Annotated in this window: 16 protein-coding genes and 1 tRNA gene; 13 read left to right on the top strand and 4 right to left on the bottom strand. The window is 37.7% G+C overall.

Translation table 11 applies throughout. From position 1 onward, the window contains the following. The first annotated feature begins 82 nt into the window (after positions 1 to 82). Together DV356_RS01165 and DV356_RS01160 are read left to right on the top strand one after the other, a co-directional pair. A tRNA-Ile gene (locus DV356_RS01165) sits at positions 83 to 159 on the top strand. 198 nt (positions 160 to 357) lie between these two features. Then, a complete protein-coding gene (locus DV356_RS01160; protein ID WP_112119041.1) occupies positions 358 to 1584 on the top strand; it encodes a tyrosine-type recombinase/integrase in 1227 nt (408 codons plus the stop codon). A 25-nt stretch (positions 1585 to 1609) separates the two neighbouring features. Here DV356_RS01160 and DV356_RS01155 read toward each other — a convergent pair whose 3' ends face one another. After that, the gene (locus DV356_RS01155; RefSeq protein WP_136472337.1) at positions 1610 to 1816 is read right to left on the bottom strand and encodes a hypothetical protein; all 207 of its coding nucleotides are present in this window, start codon (positions 1814 to 1816) and stop codon (positions 1610 to 1612) included. Between the two features lie 548 nt (positions 1817 to 2364). Between DV356_RS01155 and DV356_RS01150 the strand changes: the two genes are divergently transcribed. From DV356_RS01150 to DV356_RS09895, 8 genes are all read left to right on the top strand, one after another. Further along, the gene (locus DV356_RS01150; RefSeq protein WP_040035094.1) at positions 2365 to 2595 is read left to right on the top strand and encodes a helix-turn-helix transcriptional regulator; all 231 of its coding nucleotides are present in this window, start codon (positions 2365 to 2367) and stop codon (positions 2593 to 2595) included. Continuing rightward, positions 2592 to 3284: a hypothetical protein gene (locus DV356_RS01145; protein ID WP_112119039.1), complete on the top strand. Its 693-nt coding sequence runs from the start codon at positions 2592 to 2594 to the stop codon at positions 3282 to 3284. The genes DV356_RS01150 and DV356_RS01145 overlap by 4 nt, the downstream gene beginning before the upstream one ends. 11 nt (positions 3285 to 3295) lie before the next feature. Beyond that, the gene (locus tag DV356_RS01140) at positions 3296 to 4234 is read left to right on the top strand and encodes a P2 family phage major capsid protein (RefSeq protein ID WP_116961765.1); all 939 of its coding nucleotides are present in this window, start codon (positions 3296 to 3298) and stop codon (positions 4232 to 4234) included. Continuing rightward, positions 4234 to 4458 carry a hypothetical protein gene (locus tag DV356_RS01135; RefSeq protein ID WP_013526197.1) on the top strand — a complete coding sequence of 75 codons (225 nt, stop codon included), beginning with the start codon at positions 4234 to 4236 and terminating at the stop codon, positions 4456 to 4458. Before DV356_RS01140 ends, DV356_RS01135 begins: the two co-directional genes overlap by 1 nt. An 8-nt stretch (positions 4459 to 4466) precedes the next feature. Next, positions 4467 to 4673 (top strand): hypothetical protein, encoded by a 207-nt coding sequence (locus DV356_RS01130; RefSeq protein ID WP_112119037.1) that lies wholly within the window; start codon positions 4467 to 4469, stop codon positions 4671 to 4673. Positions 4674 to 4763: 90 nt separating this feature from the next. Further along, positions 4764 to 5018 carry a type II toxin-antitoxin system Phd/YefM family antitoxin gene (locus DV356_RS01125; protein ID WP_005651514.1) on the top strand — a complete coding sequence of 85 codons (255 nt, stop codon included), beginning with the start codon at positions 4764 to 4766 and terminating at the stop codon, positions 5016 to 5018. Then, on the top strand, positions 5008 to 5298 hold the full coding sequence (locus DV356_RS01120; RefSeq protein WP_118806412.1) for a type II toxin-antitoxin system RelE family toxin: 291 nt from the start codon (positions 5008 to 5010) through the stop codon (positions 5296 to 5298). Before DV356_RS01125 ends, DV356_RS01120 begins: the two co-directional genes overlap by 11 nt. A gap of 35 nt (positions 5299 to 5333) precedes the next feature. Continuing rightward, positions 5334 to 5711 carry a hypothetical protein gene (locus tag DV356_RS09895; protein WP_239495785.1) on the top strand — a complete coding sequence of 126 codons (378 nt, stop codon included), beginning with the start codon at positions 5334 to 5336 and terminating at the stop codon, positions 5709 to 5711. A gap of 285 nt (positions 5712 to 5996) precedes the next feature. Here DV356_RS09895 and holA read toward each other — a convergent pair whose 3' ends face one another. The 3 genes from holA to leuS form a co-directional block, all read right to left on the bottom strand. Beyond that, positions 5997 to 7031 (bottom strand): DNA polymerase III subunit delta, encoded by a 1035-nt coding sequence (gene holA, locus DV356_RS01110; RefSeq protein ID WP_118806411.1) that lies wholly within the window; start codon positions 7029 to 7031, stop codon positions 5997 to 5999. Continuing rightward, on the bottom strand, positions 7031 to 7534 hold the full coding sequence (locus DV356_RS01105; protein ID WP_118806410.1) for an LPS-assembly lipoprotein LptE: 504 nt from the start codon (positions 7532 to 7534) through the stop codon (positions 7031 to 7033). Before DV356_RS01105 ends, holA begins: the two co-directional genes overlap by 1 nt. Positions 7535 to 7628: 94 nt before the next feature. Beyond that, the gene (gene leuS, locus DV356_RS01100) at positions 7629 to 10214 is read right to left on the bottom strand and encodes a leucine--tRNA ligase (protein WP_118806409.1); all 2586 of its coding nucleotides are present in this window, start codon (positions 10212 to 10214) and stop codon (positions 7629 to 7631) included. 249 nt (positions 10215 to 10463) lie between these two features. Here leuS and uppS point away from each other — a divergent pair, with 249 nt between their 5' ends. Genes uppS through rseP form a run of 3 tightly spaced genes read left to right on the top strand, consistent with a single transcriptional unit; the run spans position 10464 to position 13408 of the window. Continuing rightward, a complete protein-coding gene (gene uppS / locus DV356_RS01095) occupies positions 10464 to 11183 on the top strand; it encodes a polyprenyl diphosphate synthase (RefSeq protein WP_005655860.1) in 720 nt (239 codons plus the stop codon). Between the two features lie 17 nt (positions 11184 to 11200). Then, positions 11201 to 12067, top strand: a complete 867-nt coding sequence (locus tag DV356_RS01090; protein WP_005693266.1) for a phosphatidate cytidylyltransferase — start codon at positions 11201 to 11203, stop codon at positions 12065 to 12067. Between the two features lie 9 nt (positions 12068 to 12076). Beyond that, positions 12077 to 13408: an RIP metalloprotease RseP gene (rseP, locus tag DV356_RS01085; protein ID WP_050838184.1), complete on the top strand. Its 1332-nt coding sequence runs from the start codon at positions 12077 to 12079 to the stop codon at positions 13406 to 13408. The last annotated feature ends 15 nt before the right edge of the window (positions 13409 to 13423 follow it).

Below are 13423 nucleotides of genomic sequence, written 5' to 3'. Positions count from 1 at the left end.
AAAAAGGGATGGTTGATTTTTCGTCAATCATCCCTTCTTTTATAGACTTCAAGTGATTATTTCTCTATAATTACCGCACTCTCCCCCCTTAGCTCAGTCGGTTAGAGCAGGCGACTCATAATCGCTTGGTCACTGGTTCAAGTCCGGTAGGGGGGACCATTCGACTTGTCAAATAACGTCTTTTCTGTCAAAAAACATCATAAAAACAGCATTTTAGAATCAACCTTATTGTTGTTTTCGTCTTTTATTGTTTGTCATTGTTCGTTTTTATTGTTCCCTTAAATGTTCCCTCTTTATGAAGGAACAAAAACGAGGGAACAAAAGAACGGTAAATTTTTATTTATTAGGGTTTGAACAATGGCTAGAGACTTTTCAAAAAAATTCACTGATTCTTATATTCATGGAATTAAACCAACCGATAAAGAGCAACTATTTTCTGATAGGGATAATCTGTATTTATTGGTTAAACCAACTGGGGCTAAAATATGGCGATTCATTTACACTCACCCAACAACCAAAAAACGCATTAAAAAATCTTTTGGAAACTATCCATCAATTCCACTTGCTTTCGCTAGGGATAAGGCTCGTATATGGTGCGGGCTATTGGCACAAGGTATAGATCCTGCTGAAGAAGAACGTATGCAGCAAGAGGAGAAAGAGAAGAAATCTATGACCTTTAAAGAGCTTGCTATGCTATGGCGTGATAAACGATTAAAGAAGGGTGAGTTAAAAGAAAATAGTATTGAGAAAGCTTATAGAAGAGTAGAGCTTTATTTGTTTGATAGATTTAATTTTTCTAGATTGTTAGCTAAAAATATTAATTTGAGATCTTTTGATGATGCTCTACTTCCCATAGAGGGAACAGATACGTGCGATAAGTTATGCATTGCAATAAAACAAATATTTGATAATGCGATTGATGAAGGCGTGTTAGAAAATAATCCTTTTACAAGATTATCCAAAAGATTTAAAAAGCCAATTACTAAGAATTTTCCATCAATACCGCCTAAGGAATTACCACGGGTATTTGCTAAACTTAATTTATCTAATGCAAAGATAGCGACAAAATGCCTTATTGAATTTCAGTTGCTCACTATCTTGAGGGCCAGCGAAGCAGTGAAGATAGAGTGGAGTGATATAAATTGGGAAGAAAAGGCTCTACATATTCCCGCTGAACGAATGAAAGGCGGTAAGCGTCCGCATAGTGTACCTTTATCTAGTCAGGCATTGCGAATTCTAGAGTGTATGCGTGAAATAAATGGCCATCGCAGATTTGTTTTTACTAGTTATATTGCACCATGGAATAAGCCAATGAATAGCCAAACCGTTAACAAGACTTTAAGAGATCTTGGATTTACTGGCGAATTAGTTGGGCATGGTTTTCGTGGTATCGCCAGCACTTATTTGCATGAATTAGATTGTTTTTCTTATGAAGCGGTTGAGTGGTGTTTATCTCATGAAACGCGTAATGAAGTTCGTAAAGCCTACGATAAATCGAAGAAATGGCGTTCTAGACAAGAGATTATGCAGACGTGGGGGGATTATGTTGAGCAGTGCAAGGTTCAAGCCTTGCGGATGAGTTAGTATTATGGGGCGGATATTCCGCCCTTTATTCTTCCTCGCATTCATCTTCATCTAAACAATCTTCATCATAATAAGGCTCAATGTATCCATCTTTTACCGCTTTCGCCTTTTGTTGTTCCTCTTCCTTGTCTTTGTAATGTTTAACTACTCGATAGACAACATAAGCGGCCACTGCTTTTTTAATTATTCCGCTGGATTTCTTTTTTTGTTGTGCAGCAATAGCGGTATTCATCGAGCACGAGAAGATAGCCATTGCAAGAGAGAAAATAAACGCTCGCTTAATCATTATCAAGCCTTGCTATTACTGGTTTTCTATGGGTTTATTATATCAAAATCGCAAGCCCTACAATACCTAAAAGCCTATTTCCCCCTTGATTTTTTCAAACTTTTTTCTCTCGAACAATCGCAGTCAACCCTCGCCACGCCCGCGCATTAAATAGGTTGATTTCAATGCAAATTTTGAAAGCGGTTCGCCCCTTGCCAATATTGGCGCACTTTTATTTTTTTAATATGAAAATTTAAACGCAAACCAACGCAGAAAAACGCTAGATTTAGGCATAAAAACACTTATTTTGCTCATTTTTCGCCTTAAAAGATTGGACAGTTTCTCTAATATCCCCCGCCTTATTAAAAAAATAACGGCTAAATCCCCTGCCATTTTGTCGTAACCAACTTCACATCGTGAAGCGAATGCATCAAAAACGCCATTTATCTAATATAAAAGCCGTTCCAAATGTAACGCTTGGACACAGTCGATAACGAAATTTTAAGGACGACAATATGCAAAATGAACCGCAACCCAATGACCGTTTTTTGCGTATTGATGAGGTTGTTCATTTAACGGGGCTTTCACGCTCGACTATCTATGAATACGCAAGATTGAAACGCTTTCCAGAAGCGGTAAATCTTGGCAGCAATAAGCGCGCATGGATTGAAAGCGAAGTAAGACACTGGATGAATGAGCGAATTAATCAACGCAATGACAAACGAAAACAGGAAGATAACCTATGACACCAATCAAACTACAAAACCCAGAAAACCAAACCAAATTTACCGCACTTTTAGATGCATTGAACGCAAAGAAAGCGAACCTAATTGCCCTCGATGAAGAATTGAAGGCACTTGAAGGCAAGCAAGCCAAAAATGCCGCAACACTTGCCGCCGTGCGTAACGAATTTGAAACCGAAATAAGCAAAATCAAAGCGAAATTCGACCAAGAAAGCGAATTAAGCCTAAATGACTACGCAGAAACACAAAAACTAAAAGCCGAATACACCGCCCGCATTGATTTCTTTAATGCCGTAGGCGAAGAATTGCAGCCAAAACTCTATAAGAAACGTGAAGCCGTTTATGATGAGAAAAACGCATTTTTAGCGGCAAGAAAAGCGCTCTACCGCTTTGCAGCTATTGCCTTAATGGATGAATTTATTGAAGCCAATAAAGCCCAAATTGCGTTATTTAAAGGGATGTTTGTTTATTCCTGTGACTATAACGAATATACAGGCAGAGACGGGCACGATGAATTCAATGACATCCTCGAGAAAAAATTCCAAGTTGAACTGAATTTACCTCAAGGAACAGGCTTGCCACCGCTTGCACTTGCCTCAGATTGGAAACCTAAATCCCCAACCCAATTACACGCGGAAACATTTGCACCGCAAGAGAAAACTGGCTTTAAACGTTTATTAGACAATATGTAAGGAACACTAAAATGGAAAAACTCACCCAACAAAAATTCACTGAATATAAAAACGACTTAGACGGTAAAAACACTGGCTCAAGCGATTATATGAATGATTATGCGAAAGTAGAAAAAATCATTACTCAAGGCGTAAAAAATCACGCATTTTTAGGTTTAATCACGACAAAATTTGCGCAAGAAATCAATAATACTGCCCATGAATTTTCATTACCTATCGCAAGCAATACAGATACAGATAAGCATGACCGCACACCGCGTAATTTTATTCAATCCACTACGCCTTTTGAGTGTGCGCAAGTCAATTTAGACGTATGCATTCCTCATAGTGAATTAGATAAGTTTACTGCCGTCAATTTTGAAAAAGAATTGAATGCACGCCTAGGCGGAGAACTGGCAAAAAATCTAACTATGATAGGCTTTCACGGCCAACGCCGCGCACTTGATTCTAACCCCGAAACGAATCCATTAGGCGAAGATGTTTCCAAAGGTTGGCACGCTCAACTTAAGGAAAAAGATCAATTTATCAACGCAACTACATTAGCGGGACAAACTCACACGCAACTTATCAAAAAAGCCCTTGAGAAATTACCGGCAAGACTACGTGAAAGCGGAGAACTTGTCGCAATTTGTGGGCGTCATGTTTTAAGCAATGCACAGGTAAACCTTGATGCGAAGCAACTCAACTCACCAAATGGCGTATTACTTACCGCACAGAATCTAATTGGCGGGTTGCGTGCGATTAATGCGCCTTTCTTTCCTGCTAACTGCATTTTAATTACAACGCTTTCTAACCTTGCGATTTACTTCAAGCAAAACAGCGCTCGCTTGTTCTTCAAACAAGAACCGAGAGAAAATAACGTGCAAATTTATTTCTCTGTGATGCTTGATTACTTGCTAGAAAATCACCGCCATGCGGTGCTAATTGAAAGCATTGATGAGGTGCAATAATGGAACAGATACCCCCTGAAGAATGCACAAGTAAATTGTTTGAAGCCGTGCATTTATTTATCAATTACAGCGTGCAAGATTATATTTCACGTGGAATCATACAGGCGAATGAAAAGCCTCGATTTATGCGTGAATTATGGGGGCAGCTTGAACAAAGTGCGTTAAAAAACAACCGCACTTTCAACAATAAAGCCACCGCATCCGCTTGTTTTACGTTTGAATAGGGGGAGCAATGCGACAAACTCACGTAAATAACAAAATGAGAAAAGAAAATATATTCAGGCAGCTAGATTCATTTTCAGACCGTGGGGGCGATATTATGAAGGCGGAATTTATAGCGCACCTTTGCAACATTGGCGCGCTTACTGAACGCGAAGCTATCGACATCACAACCGAATATATCAAACGATGCGAAAAACTCGAACGCAATCACCACTAATCAAGCCCCGAAAGGGGCTTTTTTGTATCTTTTAAAAGATTTTTAGTGGTGTTATCATGTCGTTAAATTAAACACTGAAAGGGGCATTATATGGCATTACATCAAATACTGGCAGAACAAGCGGCAAGCATTACAGACTTAAAACGAAACCCAATGGGCGTAATTCAAGAAAGCGAAAGCGGAATAGTCGCCATATTAAACCGAAACCAACCCGCATTTTATTGCATCACCCCAGAATTATTTTCTCATATGCAAGAATTAATCGAAGATTTAGAACTCGGCAGAATGGCAAATGAACGGCTTGCCACTCTTGAACCTGTAGAAGTTGATCTAAATGACTTATAAACTCATTTTTGATAAACGTGCATTAAAAGAATGGAATAAGTTAGGAGAAACTTTACACCAGCAATTTAAAAATAAATTAGCCGAAAGAATGATAAATCCACGCATTCAAGCCGACAAATTAAAGGGCGAAAATGATTTATATAAAATCAAATTAAGAAGTGCTGGTTATCGATTAGTTTATCAAGTAAGAGATCAGGAAATCACCATTATTGTTGTATCTGTTGGAAAAAGGGAACGATTAGAAGTCTATAAAACTGCAGAACAAAGAACAGCCCACTAAACTGGGCTTTATTTTTACTTAGGATAAGAAAAATTATGGCAAAAAATAAACCAACATTACCCCCTAGAAAATGGTATAGCCTGCAACAGGCAGCGGATAAATTGACAAGAGAATTTGGTGAGCCAGTAACAGTAGATGATTTATTGTATTATTATCAAATTGATTTATTGCCTTTTTCAATTTATATAAACCACAATGTAGAAAGAACATGTATTAATGATCTTGTATTTAGTGACTCCCAAAAGTCGGAAAATTCCATGCCGATTAGCATACTTAAATTCGACATATTAAACAAATTAGAGGAATTAATTATAGGGAAAATTCTATATATAGAATTCCCGAAAAAAGAAACGGACAGTTTAATTTTAGATAGCTATAAATTTAAAAAAAGCCTTCATCATGTGGGCAATTAAACGCCGATTTTGTAGGGCAGATTAGTAACATTAAACGAGAATTAAAGATTGATAAATTTTCTAACTTGCCAAATAATTCCCAAATAATGACATCAAAAAAGACCATTTTTTATAGTGATGTTCCCTGTTTTGTTCCCTTTTTAGATACTAACACTCTTATTAATTTTAGGTATGACAAGGGATAAGTTCAAAAAATGGAAGTAGGTAGGGACCATTTTTCCAGCAAAAAATTTCTTTTTTATCAAAAATCTTATTTCAATATTGTCTATTTTATTTGCCTTGTGACTACAAACAAATTTTTACAGATAAATCAGCGAGTTTAATCCACACTTCATCACTAAATTCTTGTTTAGCAAGGCGTTCAATATTGGCAAGCTCTTGGATAATTTCGTAGAGAGTCTGGTAAGTTAAACGTTGAATCGCGCTTAAAAAGAGCGGTCGGCGATTTTGCCAGATTTTTAGACGGTCAAATTCAGTCTTAATTTGTTGAGTTGGAAGTTTTTCCGTTGTCACAATACGTTGCTGTGGTTTTGTGAGTTCAAGCAACGTAAATAATTCTCGCTGTAGTGTGCGTAATAAAATAACAGGTTGCACATCTTCAGCTTGTAAACCTTTTAAAATGCGTTTGGCACGATTTGCTTTTCCCATTAGCAACGCATCAATCCATTGAAATAGTGTAAAAATTGAGGATTGTTCCACCACGCTAATAACACGATTGTAGTTAAGTTTATGGTCAGGATAGAGCAAATCTAAAAGCTGCAGAGCTTGTTTGAGTGCGAGCAGGTTATTTTCATAACTATAACAAAGTTGTTGAATTGCTTCGTTGTCAGCGTCTAATCCCATTGCTTTGGTACGATTTTTTACCCAACGTGGTAAGTTTTCTACCGTCGGTGTCTGACAATTTATCAGTATTGCATTTGGTTCATATTGATTAAGTGTAATAAACCACGTTTGCTTTTCAATCCCTTTAGCCAATTTTGCTACCTGTAAAATAAGCAAGACATCTTTATGCAATACGGATATAAGTTCTTGCAGATTTTTCTGCAAAAGTGCGGTGAAATTTTCAGGTAAATTCAAGCTTAGTATTTGTTTACTAAAAAACAATCCTATAGATTGACAAGATTCTATAAGTTGCGCCCAATCAGTTTGGCTATCAACCTGAATAGTATTTTTTTCATCAAAACCTTGCAGGTTTGCCACTTGACAAATAGTATCCTCAGTTTCACTAAGTAATAAAGGATCTTGCCCTTGCAAGAGATAAACTCTAGCCAAGCCTTGCGCAAGATGATGATTTAGTTGCTCTGGAAAAATGCGGTTCATTATTTCCTTTTTATTTGATTTTGTAACGCAATTATTTTTACGATTAATTGACGCGCTACTTGCTCGCGCATATCATTCCAAATTACCTCTCGTTCTTCTGATTTGGCTAATGCTGCACGTGCATTATCAAAGAAAGTACGGTTTACTTTCGCATTGATTGGATAGCTTTCGCCATTAGCAAGGCGGAAAGTGGCTTCTACTTCCAACATTAAAAGTTTTTCTGCCTCACGTCCGTGCTTAAAAATAGACGCAACTTGATCTGAAGTAATCTGTTTATTAATACGTAAAATGGGAATATTTTGTTCTAAATTGACGACATTAACCTGATTTTCCTGCAATTTGCGACGCATAATAACAGTAAAATCATTATAAGGGTCATCACTTTCAAGGGCTAATGTTCGCCATTCACTTGGCATAGTAACCGACTGTTGAAAATGCCAACCGCAAGCAGAAAGAATTGCTAATGTTGCGATAAGCAGTAAAGTCTTGATTGAGTTGATCATAAAAATTACCTTTATTGTAGGACGTGTAAAATGTAAATATTTCACATACCTATAAAAAATGGTGCGTGAATTTTAAATCCACACACCCTATGTATTATGGTTTCACTACCACGTTTAATAATTTACCTACGACATAAATCACTTTGACAATGTGTTGATTATCAATAAATTTCTTCACATTTTCATCCGCAAAAGCAATCGTTTTGACTGTGTTTTCATCTGCATCTGTCGCAACAGTAACTTTGCCACGAACCTTGCCATTTACTTGCACAACAATCAGTTTTTCATCTTCTACCATTGCGGCTTCATCGGCTTTTACCCATTCTGCAGTATCAATAGCACTTTCATTGCCAAGAGCTTGCCATAATTCAAAACAGATATGTGGCGTAATTGGATAAAGCATACGAACAACTGCACTTAATGCCTCCGCCATAACTGCACGATCTTGCTCGCTATCAAGCGATGCCTTAGTCAGTTTATTCATCAATTCCATCACTGCAGCAATCGCAGTATTAAATGTTTGACGACGACCAATATCATCGCTCACTTTCGCAATGGTTTTATGAACTTCACGACGAAGCACTTTCTGTTCTGCGGAAAGTGCGGTCAAATCTAGGCTAGTTTTTGCTGGATTTTGTTGATATTGATATACCAAATTCCAAACGCGTCCTAAGAAACGTTTCGCACCTTCTACGCCTGATTCTTGCCATTCCAAGGTCATTTCTGCTGGAGAGGCAAACATCATAAAGAGGCGAACAGTATCGGCACCATATTTTTCTACCATTTCTTGTGGGTCAATACCGTTATTTTTGGATTTCGACATTTTGGTCATGCCACTGTGGACTAATTCACGCCCTTCAGGATCGGTCGCTTTAATAATTCTGCCTTTTTCATCACGTTCAAGAGTCACCAGTGTTGGACTTACCCAAATACGCTCATTGGTTGGACTTGTGTAGTAGAACGCATCTGCAAGCACCATACCTTGACATAATAATTTATCGGCTGGTTCGTCACTGGTTACAAATCCTGCATCGCGTAACAATTTGTGGAAGAAACGGAAGTAGAGCAAGTGCATTGTTGCGTGTTCAATACCACCGATATATTGATCCACTGGTAACCAATAGTTTGCTTCTTCCGCATCAAGCATGCCATTTTGATATTGTGGACAAGTGTAGCGTGCGTAATACCAAGAGGATTCCATAAAGGTATCAAAGGTATCCGTTTCTTTTAATGCAGGTACACCATTGAAAGTTGTTTTCGCCCAGTTTGGATCCGCTTTAATTGGGCTTTTTACGCCGTCCATCACCACATCTTCAGGAAGAATAATGGGTAAACCTTCCATTGGTGCAGGTACTACATCGCCATTTTCAAGGGTTAGCATCGGAATTGGCGCCCCCCAATAACGTTGGCGAGAAACACCCCAGTCACGTAAACGGTAATTAACTTGGCGTTTTCCAACAGCTAATTTTTCTAATTTATCTGCAATACCGTTGAAAGCACCTTCAAAATCTAAACCATCAAACTCAGCTGAGTTCACTAATTTACCGTGCTCAACGAAAGCTTGTTTAGTTAAATCAATTTCTTCATCTGCAAGCGGTGCGATCACTTGTTTAATTGGCAAACTGTATTTTTGAGCAAATTCAAAGTCGCGTTGGTCATGAGCAGGAACCGCCATTACTGCACCAGTACCATAGTGCATTAACACGAAATTAGCGACCCAAATCGGTAATTTATCCCCCGTCAATGGATGAATAGCAAATAATCCCGTTGCCATTCCTTTTTTCTCCATTGTCGCAAGATCAGCTTCTGCCACTTTGGCGTTTTTCGCTTCTTGGATAAAGGCGGCTAATTCGGAATTGTTTTGAGCTGCTAAACTTGCTAATGGATGTGCCGCTGCAATACCTAAATAACTCACGCCGTAAAAGGTATCTGGACGCGTGGTGTAAACCGCCACTTTTTCGTTGGTATTTGCAACATCAAAGGTAATTTCTACCCCTTCAGAACGACCAATCCAGTTACGTTGCATGGTTTTTACCATATCAGGCCATTGAGGAAGGGTATCTAAACCACCTAATAATTGCTCGGCATAGTCAGTAATTTTGATAAACCATTGTGGGATTTCTTTTTGTTCCACTGGTGTATCACAACGCCAGCAACAACCTTCGTGTACTTGCTCGTTTGCGAGTACTGTTTCATCATTCGGGCACCAGTTTACGGTTGAGGTTTTTTTGTACACTAAGCCTTTTTTGTAAAGCTCAGTGAAGAACCATTGTTCCCATTTGTAGTATTCTGGTTTACAGGTTGCGATTTCACGATCCCAGTCGAAACCAAAGCCTAAAAGCTGAAGTTGTTTTTTCATGTAGGCAATGTTTTCGTACGTCCATTTAGCAGGCGCAGTTTTGTTTTTGATTGCGGCACCTTCTGCTGGTAAGCCGAAAGCATCCCAACCAAATGGTTGCAATACGTTTTTGCCTAGCATGCGTTGATAACGAGAAATTACATCACCAATAGTATAGTTACGTACATGTCCCATATGCAGGCGGCCAGAAGGATATGGGAACATAGAAAGACAGTAATATTTTTCTTTAGATTCGTCTTTGATTGCTTTGAAAACTTTATTTTCTGCCCAATATTGTTGAACCTTTGGTTCGATCATATCGGGGCGATATTGTTCTTGCATAAAATCACCTTAAATTTTAACCGCACTTTTGCAGCATTTTGACAATAGAAAATGTGGCATAGAATACCGTAAAATGGCAAAAATTAATAGGGAGAGAAATAAAAAGTGCGGTGGTTTTTTAGTTGTTTTTTTACAATAAATTTTCAATTTTTGCAGAACAGATTAGAACAAAGGAATCCATGGCAAGCCAATATAACTTATGATATAGTTTACCACCAAATTTATAGAGGTCTCTCAATAATAAAAATAATGATAGAGTTGGATCAAACAAATATACCAAAACACGTTGCCATTATTATGGATGGTAATGGCCGTTGGGCAAAACAGAAAAATAAAATGCGAATTTTCGGACACACCAATGGCGTTACTGCGGTACGCAAAGCAGTGGCTTATGCACGACAAATCGGTGTGGAAGTACTCACACTTTATGCCTTTAGTAGCGAAAATTGGAGTCGCCCAGAACAAGAAATCAGCGCGTTAATGTCGCTTTTTATGCAAGCCTTGGATCGCGAAGTGAAAAAATTACATAAAAATAATATTTGTCTGAAAATTATAGGCGATGTATCTCGTTTTAGTGAAACTTTACAAGAAAAAATCAAAAAAGCGGAAAATTTAACAGAAAAAAATACCGCACTTACACTCAATATTGCGGCAAATTACGGCGGTTGTTGGGATATTATTCAAGCCGCTAAACAAATTGCAGAAAAAGTTAAAAAAGAAGAAATGTCAGTTTCAGATATTAATAACTCGACTTTTCAACATCATCTTGCAACCCAAAATGCACCACCTGTGGATTTATTAATTCGCACCAGTGGAGAACAGCGCATAAGCAACTTTTTATTATGGCAAATTGCCTATGCGGAATTATATTTTTCCGATGTGCTTTGGCCTGATTTTAATCAATTAGAATTTAATCGCGCGATTGCAAGTTATCAACAACGTCATCGCCGTTTTGGCGGGACTGAATAGTTAAACGGATTAAAATTATGCTTAAACAACGAGTTTTATCTGCTATTGTGTTAATTGCTGCAGTTTTATGTGCGCTATTTTTATTCACACCTTTTTATTTTGCCCTCGCTTTAGGGGCAGTAGCGATTTTAGGCATTTGGGAATGGACTCAATTTGCTCGCCTAAAACAACCTTTGATACGTTTTTTTGTGACTACCTTTTTAGGCGTATTTATCTTCTTATGGCTCTATACTGAGGGCAACTATTTAGATGCAGGGCGTGTGTTTGAACAACATCTTCAGCTTTTATTGATAAATGCTGTTAGCTGGTGGGGTTTAGCTTTGTTACTTGTGATCAGTTACCCTAAATCAGCTAAATTTTGGTCTAAAAATCCACTTTTACAACTTTTATTTGCCTTTTCTACGTTGATTCCATTTGTCGCAGGTGTATTACGTTTACGTTTAGAACACTATACCCATGATCCTTATCACGGCTTATTTTTATTACTTTACGTATTTATACTTGTTTGGGCGGCTGATTCTGGTGCTTATTTTAGCGGACGTGCCTTTGGCAAACGTAAACTTGCCCCTAAAGTATCGCCAGGTAAAAGTTGGGAAGGGGTCATTGGTGGATTAATTACAGCATTAGTGCTTGCTTTTATCTTTATTCATTTCTCTAACAATACTTTAGTAGGCGATCGAAATATTACTGGATTTATCATTCTTTCTGTAGCGACAGTTGCAATTTCAGTATTGGGCGATTTAACTGAAAGTATGTTCAAGCGTGAGTCTGGTGTGAAAGACAGCAGTCAATTAATTCCTGGTCATGGCGGTGTATTAGATCGCATTGATAGCTTGACTGCCGCAGTACCTTTTTTCAGCTATTTCTATTTCTTTGTCTTATAAGGATTTTTAATGTCATTTTTGTGGTCACTAGGTTCTTTTATCATTGCTATTGCTGTATTAGTATCCGTTCACGAATATGGTCACTTTTGGGCAGCGAGAAAGTGCGGTATAAAAGTCCATCGTTTTTCCATTGGTTTTGGAAAAGTAATTTGGAAACGCATTGACAAATATGGTACAGAATTTGCGGTTTCAATGATTCCTTTAGGCGGCTATGTAAAAATGCTTGATGGACGTAATGAAGTAGTTCCTGCTGAGCAAAAATCACAAGCATTTGACAGTAAAAGCGTATTACAACGCGCATTTGTAATTATTGCAGGCCCTTTAGCTAATTTTATTTTTGCAATTTTTGCTTATTGGATCATCTACCTTTATGGAATGCCAACGGTTAAACCAGTGATTGAATCAATAACACCAAACTCAATCGCAGCACAAGCCCACATTGAACCCAATACGCAAATTCTTACAATTGATGGCGAAGAAACTCAAGATTGGGAAACCATCAATATGCTACTTGCAACAAAAATGGGGGAGCCTAATGTTGAAATTACCCTTTCTCCTTTCAATTCTAATATTGAACAACAACGGACTTTAAATCTTACAAATTGGATATTCGATCCTGAAAAAGAAAGTGCTTTTGAGGCATTAGGGATTATGCCTATGCGTCCTAAAATTGAAATGATGCTTTCTAAAGTTGTTCAAAATTCTCCCGCTGAGAAAGCTGGTTTACAAATCGGTGATAAAATTTTAAAAGAAAATTTAACCGCACTTCCTTGGCAAGATTTTATAAAACAGGTCGAACAAGGCGAATCTTTTTCTATTAAAGTTGAACGTAATGAAGAAACATTTGACAAAGTCCTAACTCCAGTGCGTAATCAAAATGGCAAATGGTTTGTTGGGGTTAGCCCAACCTTGACAAAATTAGCGGATGAATACCGTACTGAATTAAAATATGGTATTCTTGAATCTTTACAAAAAGGCATTGAAAAAACAGGGCAGCTTTCCCTTTTAACCTTGAAAATATTAGGGAAATTACTTACTGGCGATTTGTCATTAAATAATTTAAGTGGGCCAATTTCTATTGCAAAAGGTGCTGGTGCATCAGCAAATATTGGATTGGTGTATTTTTTAAGTTTTATGGCATTGATTAGTGTAAATTTAGGGATTATGAATTTATTTCCATTACCAGTATTAGATGGCGGTCATTTAGTTTTTTTAACAATGGAAGCTGTTAAAGGAAAACCTGTTTCTGAGCGGGTGCAAAGCATCTGTTATCGAATTGGCGCAGCACTGTTATTAAGCTTAACGGTGTTTGCATTATTTAATGATTTTTTACGTCTATAATTTATATAGGATACA

Origin of the sequence: Haemophilus influenzae (genome assembly GCF_003494325.1) — a bacterium.
Classification (GTDB): domain Bacteria; phylum Pseudomonadota; class Gammaproteobacteria; order Enterobacterales; family Pasteurellaceae; genus Haemophilus; species Haemophilus influenzae_I.
The sequence above is the reverse complement of the archived record's forward strand: the minus strand, read 5'-3'. Positions and strand labels throughout refer to the sequence as shown.

Bases quoted from the DNA above. Each gene is read 5' to 3' on its own strand.
- rseP (WP_050838184.1), top strand. From the start codon at position 12,077: ATGTCATTTTTGTGGTCACTAGGTTCTTTTATCATTGCTATTGCTGTA.
- DV356_RS01155 (WP_136472337.1), bottom strand. From the start codon at position 1,816: ATGAATACCGCTATTGCTGCACAACAAAAAAAGAAATCCAGCGGAATA.
- DV356_RS01130 (WP_112119037.1), top strand. From the start codon at position 4,467: ATGCGACAAACTCACGTAAATAACAAAATGAGAAAAGAAAATATATTC.
- DV356_RS01145 (WP_112119039.1), top strand. From the start codon at position 2,592: ATGACACCAATCAAACTACAAAACCCAGAAAACCAAACCAAATTTACC.
- DV356_RS01135 (WP_013526197.1), top strand. From the start codon at position 4,234: ATGGAACAGATACCCCCTGAAGAATGCACAAGTAAATTGTTTGAAGCC.
- DV356_RS01125 (WP_005651514.1), top strand. From the start codon at position 4,764: ATGGCATTACATCAAATACTGGCAGAACAAGCGGCAAGCATTACAGAC.
- DV356_RS01140 (WP_116961765.1), top strand. From the start codon at position 3,296: ATGGAAAAACTCACCCAACAAAAATTCACTGAATATAAAAACGACTTA.
- DV356_RS01090 (WP_005693266.1), top strand. From the start codon at position 11,201: ATGCTTAAACAACGAGTTTTATCTGCTATTGTGTTAATTGCTGCAGTT.
- DV356_RS09895 (WP_239495785.1), top strand. From the start codon at position 5,334: ATGGCAAAAAATAAACCAACATTACCCCCTAGAAAATGGTATAGCCTG.
- leuS (WP_118806409.1), bottom strand. From the start codon at position 10,214: ATGCAAGAACAATATCGCCCCGATATGATCGAACCAAAGGTTCAACAA.
- DV356_RS01105 (WP_118806410.1), bottom strand. From the start codon at position 7,534: ATGATCAACTCAATCAAGACTTTACTGCTTATCGCAACATTAGCAATT.
- DV356_RS01120 (WP_118806412.1), top strand. From the start codon at position 5,008: ATGACTTATAAACTCATTTTTGATAAACGTGCATTAAAAGAATGGAAT.
- uppS (WP_005655860.1), top strand. From the start codon at position 10,464: ATGATAGAGTTGGATCAAACAAATATACCAAAACACGTTGCCATTATT.
- holA (WP_118806411.1), bottom strand. From the start codon at position 7,031: ATGAACCGCATTTTTCCAGAGCAACTAAATCATCATCTTGCGCAAGGC.
- DV356_RS01150 (WP_040035094.1), top strand. From the start codon at position 2,365: ATGCAAAATGAACCGCAACCCAATGACCGTTTTTTGCGTATTGATGAG.
- DV356_RS01160 (WP_112119041.1), top strand. From the start codon at position 358: ATGGCTAGAGACTTTTCAAAAAAATTCACTGATTCTTATATTCATGGA.